Annotated in this window: 11 protein-coding genes; 8 read left to right on the top strand and 3 right to left on the bottom strand. The window is 36.4% G+C overall.

Features of this window, described 5'->3' with window-relative positions; all coding sequences use genetic code 11:
• Positions 1 to 70 precede the first annotated feature (70 nt).
• The 4 genes from IPM92_07340 to IPM92_07325 all read left to right on the top strand — a co-directional run bounded on the left by IPM92_07340 (position 71) and on the right by IPM92_07325 (position 10,474).
• Positions 71 to 4,531, top strand: a complete 4,461-nt coding sequence (locus tag IPM92_07340; GenBank protein ID MBK9108191.1) for a hypothetical protein — start codon at positions 71 to 73, stop codon at positions 4,529 to 4,531.
• 111 nt (positions 4,532 to 4,642) lie between these two features.
• A complete protein-coding gene (locus IPM92_07335; GenBank protein ID MBK9108190.1) occupies positions 4,643 to 8,932 on the top strand; it encodes a T9SS type A sorting domain-containing protein in 4,290 nt (1,429 codons plus the stop codon).
• Between the two features lie 70 nt (positions 8,933 to 9,002).
• The gene (locus IPM92_07330) at positions 9,003 to 9,977 is read left to right on the top strand and encodes a zinc-binding dehydrogenase (GenBank protein ID MBK9108189.1); all 975 of its coding nucleotides are present in this window, start codon (positions 9,003 to 9,005) and stop codon (positions 9,975 to 9,977) included.
• On the top strand, positions 9,971 to 10,474 hold the full coding sequence (locus tag IPM92_07325; protein ID MBK9108188.1) for a metallophosphoesterase family protein: 504 nt from the start codon (positions 9,971 to 9,973) through the stop codon (positions 10,472 to 10,474). The genes IPM92_07330 and IPM92_07325 overlap by 7 nt, the downstream gene beginning before the upstream one ends.
• On the opposite strand, the gene IPM92_07320 is transcribed toward IPM92_07325, so the two are convergent.
• Positions 10,467 to 11,672, bottom strand: a complete 1,206-nt coding sequence (locus IPM92_07320) for an aminotransferase class I/II-fold pyridoxal phosphate-dependent enzyme (protein ID MBK9108187.1) — start codon at positions 11,670 to 11,672, stop codon at positions 10,467 to 10,469. The genes IPM92_07325 and IPM92_07320 overlap by 8 nt on opposite strands.
• Positions 11,673 to 11,703: 31 nt before the next feature.
• Between IPM92_07320 and IPM92_07315 the strand changes: the two genes are divergently transcribed.
• From IPM92_07315 to nth, 3 genes are read left to right on the top strand one after another with little or no spacing between them, the layout of a single operon-like run.
• Positions 11,704 to 12,756, top strand: a complete 1,053-nt coding sequence (locus tag IPM92_07315) for an RluA family pseudouridine synthase (protein MBK9108186.1) — start codon at positions 11,704 to 11,706, stop codon at positions 12,754 to 12,756.
• Positions 12,757 to 12,761: 5 nt separating this feature from the next.
• A complete protein-coding gene (locus IPM92_07310) occupies positions 12,762 to 13,787 on the top strand; it encodes a hypothetical protein (protein MBK9108185.1) in 1,026 nt (341 codons plus the stop codon).
• Positions 13,784 to 14,398, top strand: coding sequence for an endonuclease III (gene nth, locus IPM92_07305; protein MBK9108184.1), 615 nt, complete (start codon positions 13,784 to 13,786; stop codon positions 14,396 to 14,398). Before IPM92_07310 ends, nth begins: the two co-directional genes overlap by 4 nt.
• Positions 14,399 to 14,408: 10 nt before the next feature.
• Here the strand turns inward: nth and IPM92_07300 are convergent, their stop codons facing one another.
• Positions 14,409 to 16,916 carry a BamA/TamA family outer membrane protein gene (locus IPM92_07300; GenBank protein ID MBK9108183.1) on the bottom strand — a complete coding sequence of 836 codons (2,508 nt, stop codon included), beginning with the start codon at positions 16,914 to 16,916 and terminating at the stop codon, positions 14,409 to 14,411.
• Here IPM92_07300 and IPM92_07295 point away from each other — a divergent pair.
• Entirely contained in the window at positions 16,879 to 17,532 is a 654-nt protein-coding gene (locus tag IPM92_07295) for an RNA methyltransferase (GenBank protein ID MBK9108182.1), read from the top strand. The genes IPM92_07300 and IPM92_07295 overlap by 38 nt on opposite strands.
• A 17-nt stretch (positions 17,533 to 17,549) precedes the next feature.
• On the opposite strand, the gene IPM92_07290 is transcribed toward IPM92_07295, so the two are convergent.
• Entirely contained in the window at positions 17,550 to 18,644 is a 1,095-nt protein-coding gene (locus tag IPM92_07290; GenBank protein MBK9108181.1) for an AhpC/TSA family protein, read from the bottom strand.
• Positions 18,645 to 18,655 lie beyond the last annotated feature (11 nt).

The following is an 18,655-nucleotide window of genomic DNA, read 5'->3' as shown; positions in this document are numbered from 1 at the left end:
AACCGTTTGAGGATCTCAGAAATTGTCATGTATTAAATGAAACATATTTACAATGAATAAATTATCCAAAATGAACACGACATTTTGTTTCGGTATTAGTGTTGAGAAACTAACAAGACGAATTAGTAGATTGACGATCGCGATATTGGGAATCAGTTTTCTGATGTCGGGAATGCAGTTGAAAGCGCAAACCTGTTTGCAGGTTGAAAAAACATTGCTTGCGGTAGCAGCCCCTGCTAGTGGAATCACAGGAAACTTTGATGCCATATACAGGTTGCAGGTTGTGAATACAAACGCTTGCGGAATGTTTGCAGGAATGTATTTTGGAATTTCTGTGATTGATCAACTGAACGCACCTGGAAATTTAGGAACTGCATTCGTAAGAGTTGTAGGTTTGCCAATTGTTGTTTCTACAACGATTGGATCTAATCCCGGAGTCATTAATCCACTTTTCGATGGATCCTCTGATCCTAACCTAACTGATGGTACAGGATTTTTTGCAGGAAATGTAAATGATACAGTTATCTATCAGATCAGGGTGGAAATCGATCCAAATGCTATCAATGCGCCTGCACAGTTGCAGAATAGTTTTACGGTTTCAAATACTGCACCTATTGCGAACTTAGAAACGGTAACATCCAATTTTGTAATCATTCCCAACTGTTGGGCTAATTGCCAATTAGTCTGTAACAATCAAGTGCAGGTATCCGTAAATAGTATCTGTGAAGCTGAAATTCTTGCAGATATGATTTTGGAAGGCGAGATTGCTGAATGTTCAGATTTAGGATTCTTTGAAGTGACCATATTTGATGGCAAGAAGCAAGTCTTTATGCCATTAGATCAAAGTTATATCAACAAAAAACTTAGTGTCAATGTTCGAAACATTGTTTGCGATAATAGTTGCTGGGGATATATCGTCTTGGAAGATAAATCACCGCCAGAGCTCAACTGTAGGGTCCGCGATACCATTAGTTGTTCAGCTGATATTTCACCGGCAGCTTTGGGATTTCCAGTGCCATTGATGAATGTCAATCAGAATGTTTACCCTTATGTTGTAACAGGTATTGATGCGTGTGGTATCGTGTATCTCACTTATCAGGATAGTTTAGTTAAATATGAGTGTAGCAATCCCGAATTAAGTGCTACCATTTATCGCAAATGGTGTGCTTCAGATCCAGGCGGTTATCAAGCTTGTTGCTTTGATACCATAGATTTAAGAAGAGGTACTTTAGCAGATATAACATTGCCCCCGCATTATGACGGACAACCCGGTAACAGACCATACTTATTATGTAATGGTAGCTGGACTAAATTGCCAAACGGATTTCCTGACACAACTATTACAGGTACCGGAAAACCTAATGGTATTTACTGCGGTAATATTCAATATGATTTTCAAGATGATACCATTCAAGTTTGTAAGGGAACTTATAAATTGTTGAGAAGATGGTTGATTTTGGATTGGTGTAATCCATCCTTTAGAATAGATTATATTCAACAAATAAAAGTAGTAGACGACAGAGCACCTTTAGTGACTTGTCCAAGCAATTATACAGTTAATACAAATCCTTGGAATTGTGATGGCACTTTAATTTTGCCGGTTCCACAGGATTTAACTCCTCAAACCATTGTTGATCATAAGGTTCCTTATGTGATTGAAAATTGTTCCGGTTGGGATTATTCTGTTACACATTTGCCTGCTATTGATCCAACAAACTGCAAACCGGTTCCTGGTCAAGGCACGACACACAATGTGACGCAATTACCTGATGGAAGATTTCAGGTGAGTGATATGCCATTGGGTTGTAACTGGATCTATTATACAATAACGGATGGTTGTGGTAATTACAGCGTTTGTCAATTTGATATTGAAGTTGTGGATAATACGCCACCTGTAGCAGTTTGTCATCAGAAAACTGTCATTTCATTAGGATCTACAGGTAGGGCAACAGTGCCAGCATCTGTTTTTGACGATCACAGTCATGATAATTGCGATAGTGTAACATTCCGGGTCAGAAGAATGAACCCAGGGCCTTGTGGTACTACTTCATTTGCAGCAACTCAAGAATTCTGTTGCAATGATGTACATCCAACCAGGGGTGTGATGATGGTTTTAAGAGTTATCGATAAAGCCGGCAATTCAAGTGAGTGTATGGTCGAAGCATTTATTCAGGATAAACTTCCACCAGATGTTAAATGTCCTGGTAATGTTACTGTAAACTGTGGAACTGACTTATCCAACTTAAATGTATTTGGAAGTTCTACTTCAACAGATAATTGTAATGTTACCATTCAAACCAGAGTATATAATAATTTAAACTCTTGTAATCTTGGAACTCTTGTCAGAGAGTTTATTGCAATCGATAATGGTGGTTTAAGAGATTCTTGTCAGCAGATGATTACTGTTGTTGATCCAACTCCGTTTCGATATGAAGATATTGTGTGGCCACGTGATACAACTTTAAACGGTTGTACTGATCAGGCAGATCCTTCGATAACAGGCAAACCCGTTTATTTAAATAAAGATGCTTGCAATCAACCGATCGCATCATCTGAGGATCTTGTTTTTAATTATGTAGAGGGGGTTTGTTTTAAAATTCTTCGTAAATGGACTGTTATTGATTGGTGTACTTACAATCCTCAAAATGGAACAGGTATTTGGTATCGCACGCAGGTCATCAAAATAAATAATACTGAAGCTCCTACATTTACCAGTTCTTGCTCGGACAGAGAATTTTGTATTACAGAAGCTTGTAGAGTATCTGTAATCCTTGAAGCTAGCGCTACGGATTTATGTACATCTCAAAGTGATTTAAGGTGGACCTATCATTTAGACTTAAACAATGATGGCGTTTCTGATTTAAACAGTAATCGAAATCGATTTAGTTTTAATTTCATGGCCGGGATTCATCGCATCACCTGGACGGTAGAAGACTTGTGTGGAAATTCGAAAACCTGCACTTACCTTATCACCATAAAAGATTGTAAAAGACCAACACCATATTGCAAAGATGGACTTGTAACGGTGCTTATGCAAAACAATAGAACGGTAACTGTTTGGGCAAAAGACTTTATTCAATACGGAGAGGACAATTGTACTCCATCGAATGAATTAAAATATTCTTTTACCACTAGTATAGCTGATTCTTCGCGTGTCTTTACATGCGCGGATATTGCCAATGGAATTAGTGATACTATTGAGGTGAATGTATACATTACAGATAATGCAGGTAATCAGGACGTATGTAAAACAAAATTGATTTTACAAGACAATTCTAATGTGTGTCCTGATATGATCACATTAGGATCAGCTTCAGGATTTATTAAAGGTTATAATGATAATCCATCACCTGAAGTCGTTGTATTTGTTTCAGACAACAATGGCATTATAAAGCAAGCAATAACAGGTACATCAGGAAATTATATTTTCAATGATCTCCAAATGTACCAGGATTATAAAATAACTGCAAATTATGACATGGATCCTATGAACGGAATTACCACGAAGGATATCGTCAAAATTCAAAGGCATATCCTTGGTTTGGAACTTATGGATACACCTTATAAATTAATTGCAGCTGACGTGAACAAATCTGGTAGCATTACAGCGCGTGATATCTCTGAGTTGCGCAAGTTAATTTTAGGAGTGCAGAATCAATTTGAAGATAACACATCCTGGAATTTTGTGGATGCAAATACGCCAATTGGTATGGATGATTTTATGAACTATACCACAAAATTGAGTATTGACCAAATGTCACAAAACCAATCAAGTTTAAATTTTATTGGAATTAAAACTGGAGATGTAACCGGTGAAGCAAACACAGGTTTTGCAAGTCAAACAGTTCGATCAAGAGATGTTATGTTTTTGGAAATCAGTGAGCAAAATTATAAGGCCGGTGAATTGGTGAAAGTAAAGGTTAAGAGTTTTGAAAAATCTGCCGTCATGGGTATGCAATTCGCTTTAGAGCTTTCATCAAATGAACTTGAATTAGTAGACATATTGCCAGGTGCTATCTTATTGACCAAAGATCATTACAGATACCATGATGGTCAAATAAGATTGAGTTGGAATGAAAATGAAACTGTAAATCTGAATGCAACAGATGTCCTTTTTGAAATGGTTTTTAAAGCCAATCAAAACGGAAATATTCACGCGGGGTCATTGCGTATGAATCATAATGTTATGGTAGCTGAGTCTTACCATCCTGAAAAAGATAAAAAGATAGAATTGTTGTTTAGAAACAGCAGTGAACCCGGAGATGTACATGGTTATGCATTATTCCAGAACGTACCAAATCCTTTTATGGATGAAACCATGATTTATTTTAATGTTCCGGTTGCAAGTATAGCTAAAATACATGTTTACAATTTATCAGGACATTTGTTAAATGCGTATACCATCCCTGCAAAACCAGGTATGAATACATTGCTTATGACTTCTGATGAATTAAAAGGTGATGGAGTATTGTATTATAGATTAGATGTTAATGGCTATCAATCCATGAGGAAAATGGTCATTTTAAAATAAACGGTTCTTGGGTAATTAGGCTGATTCCGGGAACATTTATGTTCCCGGATGAAAGCCCACCTTAAAAATCAAAATTAAACTTTTATTAAGCTGATATATAAATTTAGAATTATGTCACATCTCTTACATCAAAATATGAAAATTATGAAGAGGATTACGAATCTTGTGGAAACCTTCCTTTTCACCCGCAGGTTAAATTTGGTACTTGTTAAAGCTTGTATCTTTTTTATCGCGTTCGGATTGACTTCGCAACTTAAAGCACAATACGTAAGTGGAGACACGAGCGTATGCCCTGGAGCTACTGTTGCTTACACTTTTGCAAACGGTCCGTGGACTGTAAGCATTTTAGGTGGTGGTAGTTTTAATCCAGTTCCCGTTATGCCGACCAATTCCTTTACGATTTCGTGGGGTTTGGTACCGGGTACGTTCCAGATTAGACTTACTGATGGTATTACAACTATTTTTCAACAAGTATTTGTTGAAGGAGATATTGCAATGGCCTGTGATGACCTTGTAAATGTAAGTCTTGATGGAAATTGTCGGGCTGTTATTACTCCGGGGGTTATTCTTGAAGGAGAGCAATATCCTGCTGATGCCTTTCAGGTTACCGTTTACAATACAAACAATGTTCCTATGGCAGGAAATGTCGTCACCTATGCTAATCTTGGGCAAGTACTTAAAGTGCATATCAGACATATATGCTCAGGTATTTCATGCTGGGGGCGGATATTTATAGAAGACAAGTATATTCCTCTTTTGGAGTGTAATCCAAGTCCATATTTAGTAGGCTGCGATGATGATTATTCTCCAGATTCCATTGGATTTCCATTGCCGCCAAGCGCTGATGTAACAGCGCATGCAACCAAAAGTCAATGTTATATCGTTGAAGATTTTGATTTGTGTTGTGATGTTGAATTGTGTTATTATGATGTTTATATTAAGAATGGATGTAATGCAAGGTATTATGCGCAAGTTGAAAGAAACTGGACTGCAGTAGATTGTAAGGGTAATAAAACTACTTGCAAAGATTCTATATACATTATTCAAGCCACGATTGGCTTAATTAATTGGCCTTTAAATTACGATGGTTTCCAATTGCCCGCTTTGCAGTGCGATAGTATTGAACCTGCAATTGGTCCCTATCCGGCAGGTTGGAATGCTTTAGATAATGGCAATCCATCACCTTATGATGAACTTCGTTCAAATGGCAGTGTAAAATGGAAAGGAACTGGTTACCCAACAAATGTACATTGCGACCATATAGCAGTTACTTATAGAGATATCCGGATACCTGTATGTGGTAATTCATTTAAGTTATTGCGCACATGGCGGGTTTTTGACTGGTGTACAGGCCAACTGGAAGAACGTGTTCAGTTTATTAAAGTAACTGACCATAAAGCACCTATTGTTTCCTGCAGTCAGAATTATATTAAATTTCCAATGGACTATTATTCCTGCACAGGAACTGCTACGATTCCACCACCGGATTTAATCATCGATTGTAACACAACAACGTTTACCGTTGAGTACAAACTTGCAGGTCCGGATGGAATGCCCGAAGCCGGAAATTACAGGACTGATAATATTAGTTATAGAAATGGAAATGCAATTATTACAGGGTTGCCAAAAGACACCACATGGGTACAATATGTGGTAACAGATGCCTGTGGTAATTCTACCAAATGTCGGGTAGAAGTTCTTATTGAAGATAATTTACAGCCTGTGGCTATCTGTGATGAACATACAGTTGTAAGTTTAAATGAGCAAGGTATTGCCAGTATTTTTGCAACATCATTAGATAATGGATCCATTGACAATTGCGAGTTGGATTCTATGGCTGTGAGAAGAATGCAGGATTGGTGTGGTGTTCCAGGAAATACAGACTTTGGATCTAAAGTTACATTCTGTTGTGCAGACTTAGCTCAGAATCCTCATATGGTAGTTTTTAGAGTTTGGGATGCCAGCGGAAACTATAATGATTGCATGGTATCTGTTACCGTACAGGAGAAAATTCCACCGGCGATCAGTTGCCCTCCGAATATCACTGTAAATTGTGGTACAGACTTATCAAATCTCAATATATTGGGAAGAGCGACTGCTAACAACACATGTGCAAATGCAAATGTTACATATGTTGATGATACTTTAAATTTTAAATGTGGTGTCGGAACAATACGTAGAATTTGGAAAGCAACATCATTGGGTGGATTATCCAGTACTTGCCCTCAATCTATTACGGTTAGAGATAATGATCCACTTACCTTTAATAAAATAAACTGGCCAGATGATATTACAGTCAATGGTTGTAAAGCTTCTGATGCGCATCCTGATTTTGCAGGAAAACCAATTTTTCCAGTAAGACCTTGTGGAAATGCAATTGCAGGATATACAGATGAACGTTTTTACAATATTGGCGGATTTTGCCTTAAAATTATCAGACATTGGCGCGTTATTGCCTGGTGTCTGTATGATGTAAATAATCCGAATTCACCTGGAGTTTTTAATAGAGAGCAGATTATTTATGTTAGAAATACAATGGCTCCAACAATTTCTTCTGCAACTTGTGCCGCAAGAGATACTTGTGCTAATGATTTTAGCTGCAATGCAAATCTCAATTTAGTGGGTTCTGCAACAGACGATTGTACGGATGATAATAAACTTATTTGGTCTTATCGTGTAGATCTAAATAGTTCAGGAACATTTGGCAGTTCACAAACTGGAAATAATGCAAGTGGCACCTACCCAGTTGGTGTTCACAGAATAGAGTGGACAGCTGCAGATTCTTGTGGTAATGCTGGAAAATGTATCCAGATTATCAGAATTAATGATTGCAAGGCACCTACACCATTCTGCAAACCTGGGTTGATAACTGTTGTGATGCCTAATAATGGAAGAATTGAAGTTTCTGCAAGATACTTTGACGATAAAAGTGAGGATAACTGTACTGCTAAGAAGGATTTAAAGTTTTCGTTTAGCAGTTCAATCTCCGATTCTGTCAGAACATATACTTGCGCAGATATAGATAATGGCATTGCAGATACGATTGATGTGACCATTTATATCACAGACCTCTGGAATAACCAGACTTTCTGCAAAACGAAATTAATATTGCAGGATAATGGAAATGCATGTCCTAACAGATTTACAAATGGTGGTTTGATCAGCGGCCTTGTTTCAACCAGCAATCAGGCTGTATTACAAAATGCCCATTTGGATTTATTAAAAGATGGTTTAACCGTTGGTTCTATCAATTCAGAAAAGTCTGGAAATTATATGTTTCTTGATTTACCAGAAGGTGAAAATTATACGGTAAGACCGCGGAAAGATGATGACATCAATAATGGAATTTCAACTGCAGATATTGTTTTGATTCAAAAACACATATTAGGAATTCAGAAATTCACCTCAGCTTATCAGTATATAGCAGCGGATGTTAACAATTCACAGAATGTTACAGCTGCTGATATTTCTGAGATTAGAAAATTAATTCTTGGAATCACAGATAAATTTAAAGAAGGAGTTCCTTCCTGGAATTTCTTGACACATGAGACTGTTTTTGATCAGATTGATAATCCTTGGTTAAATGCACCATGGAAAACACATTACGATTTTTCGAACTTAATAGGAGAGAATAAGGAAGCAAACTTTATGGCTATCAAATCCGGTGATGTAAATTTAAGTGCTAAAACCACTGAATTTTCAAATGGAATTGAACAAAGAAGTTCGGAAGAATTTTACTTAGAATTGGATGCAGATGTTAATTTAGAACCCGGTGTAAGAAAAATACCCGTCTACGGAAGTTGGAACGGAGTGCTTAGTGGATTTCAGTTTAGTGCCATGTATCCTGTAGATAAAATGGAATTCATCGGCGTACAAACCGCAAATTTGGACTTACAAGATAACCATGTGGCCATTTCTAAAGCAATACCTGGAGTACTAAACTTTAGTTGGAATTCGGCTCAAGGAGTTTCGAATCAAGAAGGTGTTTTATTTTATCTTAATTTCAAAATTCACGCGAAACTTAAAGTTTCAGAAGGTATTACATTGCGAAACGACTTATTATCTCCGGAAGCTTATACAAATGAATTGGAGCTTATGAGCATCAATTTGCGCGAAAGAAACACTAAAAAGGCAATCGCAACCACTCAATTACATCAGAATGAACCTAATCCATTTAGTGATTTGACAGTAATTTCATTCACCGTTCCGGAGTTGCAAAATGTATCTTTTAGTTTTTACACTTTAGGAGGATCTTTGATTAAGAAAATTGAAATCGTTGCTCAAAAAGGAAGAAATCAAATTCAGATCTCAAAACAAGACCTTTTAGGGCCCGGCATGTATTATTACCATATGGAAACGGGTCATTTTTCAGGAGTTAAAAAATTGATACTCAACAATTAGAAATTTTTATATCGGTTTATGAAGGGAAGTGTCCTTATTCGTAAGGGCACTTTTTTTTTATATTTATACGATGAAAGCCATACAACTTAAAGAATTGGGATCCGCTCCATTGTTGGTTGATTTACCGGAACCTATAGAAAAAGAGGGATTTGTAAAATTGAATGTATCTCATTCCGCTCTAAACCACCGCGATGTGTGGATTATGAAGGGCCAATACGCGGGACTCAAGTATCCTATTATACCAGGTTCGGATGCCAGTGGATATGCAAATGAATCGCGTAAAATTATAAATCCAGGATTCTATTGGGGTACTGACCAAAAGGCACAAGCAAAGACATTTCAAATTTTAGGTTTGCCAGAAGATGGCAGCTTTGCTGAAATGGTGAGCGTTCCGGAGTCCAATCTGCATATGGCACCCACGCATTTAGATGATGCGGAAGCAGCATCTATAGGACTTGCCGGAGTCACTGCTTACAGGGCTTTAAAAGTTAGATGTAATCCGCAACCTGGCGAACGATTGTTAGTGACGGGCATTGGCGGGGGAGTGGCGCTATTCATATTGCAATTGGCTACAGAACTGGGTCTTGAAACTTTTGTAACATCATCAGATCAGATAAAGATTAAAAAAGCAAAAGCTTTAGGTGCAGCAGAAGGGGTGCTTTATACAGAAGAAGACTGGGATCAGAAACTCTTGTCTATTAACCCCAACGGATTTGATCTGATAGTAGATGCTTATGCAGGAAATTCTGTAAATAAACTTATGAAACTTGTAAATCCTGGTGGAAGAATCTGCTTTTATGGAGGGACCGGAGGGAAAATTCAGGATTTGATTCCACAACAACTATTTTGGAAACAAATATCATTGCTTGGAAGTACTATGGGATCTCCTTTGGATTTTCAGGAATTTTTAAATTGGGTTCATGAAAAAAAAATGGTCCCAATTGTTGATTCCGTTTATGATTTAACGAATGCTGATTTGGCATTTCATCGGATGAGCAATCGCGAACAATTTGGAAAAATTGTTTTACGAATCAAAAAATCATGAAAATTGGCATTTTATCAGATACGCATGGTTTTCTGGATGATAAAGTATTTAAATATTTTGCTGAATGTGAAGAGATATGGCATGCCGGAGACATTGGAAATGAAGCTATATTAAATCAATTACAATCTTTTAAACCATTGCGAGCGGTTTATGGAAACATTGACGACCGACACATACGGGCAACTGTTCCTGAAACCGAAGTTTTTCAGATTTATGATAAAAAAATAGCCATGATACACATTGCTGGTAAACTGGGAAACTACACGAGTCAGGCCCGAGATTTAATTTTATTGCATCGTCCTGATATACTGGTTTGTGGCCATTCGCATATTTTAAAAATAGCCTTCGATGATAAATTTAAATTGTTATACATAAACCCTGGAGCTGTTGGTATTTCGGGTTTTCACCAGGTGCGTACCATGATTAGAATTGAAATAAAACCAAATTTTTTGGGAAATGCAGAGGTGATTGAATTAGGTAATCGCAGTATTAAATAACAGCAATTGACTGTTCAATATCTGCTAAAATATCTTCCGGATGCTCAAGGCCCACTGATAATCTGATGAGATTGTCCGTAATTCCATATTGTTTTCTAATTTCTGATGGTACTTTCAAATGCGACATTGAAGCTGGGTGAAGCACCATGGTGTCAGTCTCTCCTAAAGATGGTGCAAGGCTGCAATGATGTAAGCGATTGCAAAATAATTTAGCATCTTCTAATGTACTTCCAACACTAAAACTTAACATTGCACCGAATAAATGCATCTGTTCCTTTGCAATGTTATGCGTTGCATGAGATTCGAGTCCTGGATAATTGACCTTTGTTATTTTCGAATGGTTTTGTAGTTTTTGAGCAAGAAAATGTGCGTTATTGCTTTGTTGATTAATTCTCAAGGAAAGTGTTTTCATTCCCGTATTGATAAGCCAGGCATCATAAGGATTGGAATTACATCCTACCAATTTCATGATTTCCCATGCTTTTTTGTGTAGTTTTTCTTCAGCGCAAACAACCACACCGCCTGTGGAAAGGCCATGACCATGAATATATTTAGTAGTAGAATGAATAACTACATCTGCTCCAAAATTTAAGGGTCGTTGAAGTATAGGTGTAGCAAAAGTATTATCGACTACAATTTTAGTATCGTATTTTTTGGCAAGCTTGCATATAGATTTTAAATGAATACATTGGAGAGTAGGATTGGACGGCGTTTCAACCAATATTGTTTTACTTAATCCTTCGTTAGTCTTTAATGCGGTTTCTAAGGCAAACTCATCTGCGAGGTCCAATATTAAAACTTGAATTCCGTGCTTTGTTATAATCTTATGAAGTAACTCAGTTGTGCCTCCATATAGATTTCCTTGTGTTATTAAAAGATTGCCCGATTCTGTGATAGATGTCAAAGCAACATATAACGCGGCCATTCCGCTACTCGTTAATAATCCATATGCATTATAATTCGTCCCAAAGGATTCTAAATCTGCTATTTTTTGCGCTACGGATTCAATACCGGGATTTCCGTACCTGGTATAAACATGTTTGCCAGGCTGTGACTGAAAGATTTCCATGCCTTCCTCAATACTTTCAAATTTAAAAGTCGAACTCGCAAAAATCGGATTTTGATGTGCTTCTGTGGAATTGCTTAACTTTGGCTCTGAAGCACAGAGAGACTCTATGTGATTGAATTTTACATCCATAAATTATAGATTAATCAAGTTGAGCAAAAGTATGGAAGAATTAACGGACTTTTTGGAGTCTGGCGAAGATCTGATTGAAATCATTAAAATTCAAGTTGATCTAGGGCAGTCTAGTCAAAGAATTGATCAATTTCTGGCAAATAGAATACCCAAGGTGTCCAGGAGCCGGATTCAAGCTGCCATATTAGCAGGACTCGTCCAGGTGAATCAAAAATTGATCAAGGCCAGCTATAAAATTGGGGGTGGTGACCAAATTGAATTTAAAATGCCAGTTTTTCACGATTCAACTGATATTATTCCCGAGGATATTTCTTTGAATATTGTTTATGAGGATGATACGTTGTTAATCGTAAACAAAGCTTCCGGCATGGTAGTGCATCCTGCAGCTGGGGTAAAATCAGGCACTTTAGTCAATGCACTTGCTTACCATCTGAACAATCATAAAACCAGGGATGAATTGCTGGAGCGACATCGCTATGGTCTCGTTCATCGCATTGATAAGGAAACTTCAGGTTTATTGGTTGTCGCAAAGACAGAATTTGCACATGCACATTTGGCAAAGCAGTTTTTTGACCATACGATCGAAAGGGAGTACATTGCTTTAGTTTGGGGTGAACCGGATCCTCCATCCGGAAGAATCGAAGGGAATATCGGCCGGGATCCAAAACACCGGCAACGGCAATGCATTTTTCCCGAAGGTTTGGAAGGGAAACATGCAGTCACTCATTTTGAAACGATTGAATCTTATTATTATACGAGTTTGATAAGATGTAAGTTAGAAACCGGTAGAACTCATCAAATACGCGTTCACATGAAATATATTGGGCATCCTTTGTTTCAAGACGATAAATACGGAGGTGATCGAATTTTGAAAGGTACCATTTTCAACAAATACAAACAGTTTGTGGATAATTGTTTTGAAATTATGCCCAGACTTGCTCTGCATGCCAGATCTCTTGGGTTTATTCACCCGGTTACTCATCAAAAATTATATTTTGAAGCATCATTGCCAGAAGATCTTCATGCGCTGATTGAAAAGTGGAAAAATTATGCAACAAGCCGCAAAGAACATTTAAATGATTGATTGAAATGATCGAATTTACTCGAAAATTTATAACAATCTGTTCTGCTTGGAAGGAATTATTATTGCGCAATGCTGGTAATTTTGATGCAATCCTTGAACAAGCGAAAAGAGAAAATCCCTGGTTTGAAAAACAAGAGATTGAAAGAAGTTTAAAGGCAATATGTGATAATTATTTAGATGAAACCTTACTTCAAATTTGGTTAAATAAGTATTCATTTGAGAAGTATGATCACCAAAAATCTGTAGGTATCATTGCAGCTGGTAATATCCCATTTGTGGTTTTTCATGATCTGCTTTGTGCCTTAGCTTGTAATTATGAAGTTTATTTAAAATTATCAGATAAAGATAAAGTGTTACCTGAATATTGTCTTGATCTGTTATTGAGTAATGATCATGATCGACTTTTAAAAGTACATATAGTTTCAAAATTACCTGAGGTCGATAAATATATTATTACAGGGTCATCTCTCACTAAAAATTATTTTCAATCCTATTTAAAAGGGAAACCATCTTTAATTAGAGGGCATAGAACAAGTGTGGCAGTTTGTAGCGGACAAGAAACAGATGAACAATGGTTGCAATTAGGAAATGATGTTTTTTCTTATTTTGGATTGGGGTGTAGAAATGTGACAAAATTGTATATCCCTATTGGGTTTGATATAAGGCAGGTCCTTGCTTTATGGGATCAGGAATTTATATATTTACAGAACGTAGTTCCGTACATTCGGAATTTTGAATATCAGAAAGCTGTAAAACTCTTGAATAGAATTTCATTTCTGGAATCCTATGTTTTGCTTTTGGAGCATTCAAGCGAATTTTCTCCTCCTATATCAACTTTATATATTGAGGAGTATTCAAATATTCAAGATGTCCTAGAACAATTGCACACACACAAAGACCAAATTCAATGTATGTGTGCTTCTCGGAAATACGATGGAATACAAACGATTGCCTTTGGTACTTCACAAAGACCCGGACTTTCTGACTACCAGGATCATATCGATACTATAGAATTTTTGCTTCAAGAATGACTAGAAAAAAAAGAGCAGCAATTGTTTTAGAAACCTTAGATAGATTGTATCCGGAAGTTTCTGTGCCATTATTGCATTCAGATCCATTTACTTTGTTGGTTGCGGTAGTATTGTCGGCACAATGCACGGATGAACGGGTAAATCAAATAAGCCCGAAGTTATTTAAAATTGCTGGCACTGCTGCTGAAATGGCTTTGCTAGACAGATCGATAATCAAAGATGTCATCAGGCCTTGTGGATTGTCTGAAAGAAAATCGACAGCGATTAGTGAGTTGTCTAAAATTATAATGAGGGATTACAATGGTCTGGTGCCAAATACCATGGAAGATTTAGAAGCATTGCCGGGAGTGGGGCATAAAACTGCATCTGTTGTCATTAGTCAGGCATTTGGGGTACCGGCCTTTCCAGTTGATACTCATATTCACCGGTTAGCTGCCAGGTGGAAATTATCCGATGGTTCAAATGTAAAAAAAACTGAAAGCGATTTAAAAAAATTATTTTCCATCGAGAAATGGAATTCCATTCATCTCAAAATTATTTTTTACGGACGTGAATATTGTCCTGCGCGGGGGCATGATCTAAACAAATGCATTATTTGTAAAACTTTATGATAGTTTCAAATTAGAATGGATAATCTAAAGCCAGATGTATGGTTGAATTCTCAAATAAATTACCTAAGCTTACAGTTCTTGTACTATTATAAATCCAGTAGTTACCATTTTGATCAGGATATGCATTTTTGATTTGGAATCCACAATCTACACGGAATAAAAAATAGGTAAGATCTAATCTGATTCCAATACCTGTTCCTATTGCAATTTCTTTAAGAAAATTTGAAGTAAGGAAACCACTTTTATCATTATCTCCACTCGCTTTTGGCAAATACCAAATATTTCCAGCATCCAAAAATAAAGCACCTTTAAAGCGCCAAAACATGTCAAATCGATATTCAATACTGGTTTCCAATTTGAAGTCTCCTGCGGAAAAATAGGTTGGGTTTTCGCTTTGAACAGAATCAGCCAGATTTAACGACCCAGGGCCAATTTCTCTTAGATTCCAAGCTCTAAGACTTTGCGGGCCACCCACAAAGAATTGCTTTATATAAGGTACACTTGAACTGTTTCCGAAAGGTACAATAATACCTGTAGCGAAGCGCATTGCCAATTTGCTTTTATCGGAGAAGTTCGTATAGAATCTGTAGTCGAAATCGGTTTTTATAAATTTTGAGAACTCAAATTCACCAATGGCAAACGTACTGTTTTTATTGAAAACTTTATTATATATACTATTTAAGGCACTGACTTCAAGACCTGAAATATTAAAAGATGTTATCAATGAATGCTGTCTATTCGATTTAAGTTGACTTTGATAATAAAAAGTAAGATTATCTAAAAATAAGGAACTAAATAATCTGCTGTTTGTAAAACTTTCTTTTAGAAATTTATTATTCGACAATAGGGTATCAAATGAGGAAGTTGTTTTGGGAAGATAGAGTGAGAACCCAAAAGTTTTAAGTGTAAATCTTTTTCTCTTTTTAATTTGCCAATCATATTCAATACCGGTATTAAAAGCGGTGTATTTGTATAGCGATACCAGATTCTCATAATCAACTCCAATTTTAATATTTGTTCTGGAATCAGGTTCTCCGCTAACCTTTGATACAGGTTTTGTTAAGAACTTGAAAAGAGTCCAACTCCTGGTGAAATCGTAAAATGAAGCTAAGGATAATTCATTGCTGTAATGAATATTCAAAGAATTGAAATCACTAAGTTGTAACAAGTCCAATTCTGTACCAACTTCTAATTTAGTTGATAAACTAGCCGCCCGTCTGAATAGATTTCTATTTTTTAAATGTACAAATCCTGAAATTCCAAACAGGGTTTTCCTCGCCTGTCTAATGGATGTATAATTAAGGTCTGCACCAAAATCAAATACCCATTTTTTATTTGGACTTAACAATATATTATATTGGATCTGATTATTAAGTTGTGTGTCGATTTTGCCTTCGATATTTATGAACCTATAAGTTCCTAGTTTATATAAATTCGTATATGTTTCATCAATAAGATCTTTTCGCGCAATTTGATCAGGCCTAATTTTTATTTTTTCTGCTAATATACTAGGTAGAATATATGCCGGTGTTTGTAAGCTTACAAAATTTAAAGAATCATAAATTTCATAAGACATAGAATCTCTCCTTGCCGAAGGTTGATAATTGGTATTGACCCTGACCGAGTATATGCTATATTTGGTATGTGGTGAATTAAGTCCCGGATTTCTGATATGCAAATTTAGATTTGCTTTTAGATGGATGGTATCAGCCAGCAAAGGTTCAATGTAGATTGGGCTAAATTCAATGTAGCCCTGATTGTAAAGTAACTCACTCAACCTTGCTTTTTCCTGTTGAAACATATTATAATCTAATGGCGTACCTGCTGATAGTAATGAATTCTCTGCATCATGACGAACGATATTCTGGATTGTACTATCATCTGCTGTATACGTAAGCTCATTAATATAATACCTTGGGCCTGTGTTTAGCGTATAAGTTACCTTGGCCTTTTTATTTTTAATTTTAATAACAAAATTTGCGTCTGCTTTAAAATAGCCAAGATTGTACATGTAATTTATAAAATTCTTTCTTGTGGATTCGCAAGCCAAACTATCTAATAAACTAGGAGCTTCGGCATATTTTTCAAGTGTTTTCGTAATCCACGAATCTTTATTCTCACGGGCTTTCGCTTTAAAGTAAAACCATTCACGTGGAAAAACTAACAGAAAGTTTTTATTGGGCTTTTGTTTTTGAAGAGGAAGAATCTGTTCTTTTAATCTGAAATTTGCTTCTTCTGAGCTTATGCCTGAAATTTTGATTTTGTTTTGTTTTAATAATGCTTGTTCAGGACTCAAATATCGAGTAGTGTTGCATGAAAATATGCTGACGGATAGCAGGATTAATATGCTAAATTTGTGCAATGCCATAGGATGTACAAAGATGCTAACAAAATCAGATAAAAATTGGATAAAATCATTACAGGACAAGACGATAAGAGCGTTGTCATGCGAATTTGTTGCAGAAGGTAAAAAGTTGGTCTTGGAATTGTTGCAAGAACCCGGGTCTACTTGCCGCATATTGCTGGTCGGCAATTCTCTTGCAAATGACTTTATAACAAAACCACAAAACGTCGAAAGGTTGGTATTTGTTGATGAGCAAATTTTGCAAAGTTTAAGTTCTCTCAAAACAAACAATGGGCTGTTAGGAATTTTTAAATACCCGGAATTTCCATCCAGACCTACTAATGAATTACCTTCTTTTACATTATATCTTGATCAAATCAAAGACCCCGGAAACTTAGGTACTATCATCAGGACTGCTGATTGGTTTGGAATTAAAAAGATTTACTGCAGCAGAGATTGTGTTGATCCATTTAATAGTAAAGTGATTCAATCCAGTATGGCAAGTATTCTAAGGGTAGAGATCAATAGCATAGATTGGGAAGAATTTCATGTTCTGGCATCAGAGAATTCAATATATGCTGCAACTCCAGAGGGCGAATCTTATTTCCACATCAATAAAAGTGAAGTCAAAATATTATGCATTGGAAACGAATCCAATGGATTGAGAAACTTTGTACTTCAGGATGCTTATAAAAAGATAACTATTCCTAAGGCGAGTAATTCAAAAACGGAATCTTTGAATGCTGCAGTTGCAACTGCAATATTACTTGCCTGGAAATTCAGTAATTAAAATGAATTAATTTGAACTTATAAAGCCTTTTGAATTTCTTCTTCTAAATTATCTCTTGGATTTACTGCAGTAATTTTACCATCCTTTCCAATCAAAAAAGTTTTGGGAATTGCCTGAACTCCATATACCTTAGCAGGGTTGCTATCCCATTTTTTAAGGTCACTCACATGTGTGTCCCAAGTTAGTTTGTCTTTTTCGATGGCGGCCAACCAGGCTTCTTTGGAGCGACTTACAAATTCTTGTAATTGGGTATCATTTCCAAGTTGCGTTTTAGTACGGCTGTCGACGCCATCAAGGGAAACGCTAAAAACCGTAAATCCTTTATTTTTGTATTTATGGTACATTTCAACGACATGTGGATTGGCTCTTCTACAAGGGCCACACCAACTTGCCCAAAAATCAAGCAAGACAACTTTACCTTTCAATGAAGATAGCGAATAGGTTTTGCCAGCAGGACTTGGTAAAGAAATATCTGGAGCATCCATTCCCACTTTAATTGATTCTGAAGCTTCCTGAGCAGCTGACATTTCTTCCAATTGAACCATAAATGTTTCATATGTCTTCGTAAATTCAGTTGTAGGGAATTTTTCTTTCATCCTTTTGATAACCTCTTGATGGATTGCTAAAAATTCTGGGCGAAAACCCAAAAACTGCACTGCAATTAGACCGGCTGCCAGAGGACTGCTCATTGATTTTGTGGTTTCTTTAACGAGGTCAGCACTTGGTTGCTGCTCAGCAAGTTTTTTAATGTTTGCAAAAACTTCCTCAGATGCTGCAGAACCTTGAACTTCAACTTTTCCGGATGCTAATTCTTTAAAATCTCCACTGAATGTTACTGATTTTTCAGTTCCTTCCAAAACAAAGATTAAATTTTGTTGACCCATTTTAATTCGGTACAATCCTGGGTTCAAAGATTCTTTGAGTGTAAAATTGAATTTTCCACCTTTCATTTCAGATTTATCAATTGCAATGGCAGAATTGTCTAAACCTATACGCTCTAAATGTACAGCTATATCCGGTCCATTTTCAAAGGCTCCACTGATTTTGTTTCCTGAGTTACAAGAACTAAAACCAACGATTGTTAGTAAAAAATAAAATATATTTAATTTCATAAATCTATAAT

This window comes from Saprospiraceae bacterium, assembly GCA_016719615.1.
Classification (GTDB): domain Bacteria; phylum Bacteroidota; class Bacteroidia; order Chitinophagales; family Saprospiraceae; genus Vicinibacter.
Note: the sequence above shows the minus strand (reverse complement) of the source record. Positions and strands in the feature narration are given on the sequence as shown.

Bases quoted from the DNA above. Each gene is read 5' to 3' on its own strand.
- IPM92_07340 (MBK9108191.1), top strand. From the start codon at position 71: ATGAACACGACATTTTGTTTCGGTATTAGTGTTGAGAAACTAACAAGA.
- IPM92_07335 (MBK9108190.1), top strand. From the start codon at position 4,643: ATGTCACATCTCTTACATCAAAATATGAAAATTATGAAGAGGATTACG.
- IPM92_07330 (MBK9108189.1), top strand. From the start codon at position 9,003: ATGAAAGCCATACAACTTAAAGAATTGGGATCCGCTCCATTGTTGGTT.
- IPM92_07320 (MBK9108187.1), bottom strand. From the start codon at position 11,672: ATGGATGTAAAATTCAATCACATAGAGTCTCTCTGTGCTTCAGAGCCA.
- IPM92_07315 (MBK9108186.1), top strand. From the start codon at position 11,704: ATGGAAGAATTAACGGACTTTTTGGAGTCTGGCGAAGATCTGATTGAA.
- IPM92_07310 (MBK9108185.1), top strand. From the start codon at position 12,762: ATGATCGAATTTACTCGAAAATTTATAACAATCTGTTCTGCTTGGAAG.
- nth (MBK9108184.1), top strand. From the start codon at position 13,784: ATGACTAGAAAAAAAAGAGCAGCAATTGTTTTAGAAACCTTAGATAGA.
- IPM92_07300 (MBK9108183.1), bottom strand. From the start codon at position 16,916: ATGCGGCAAGTAGACCCGGGTTCTTGCAACAATTCCAAGACCAACTTT.
- IPM92_07290 (MBK9108181.1), bottom strand. From the start codon at position 18,644: ATGAAATTAAATATATTTTATTTTTTACTAACAATCGTTGGTTTTAGT.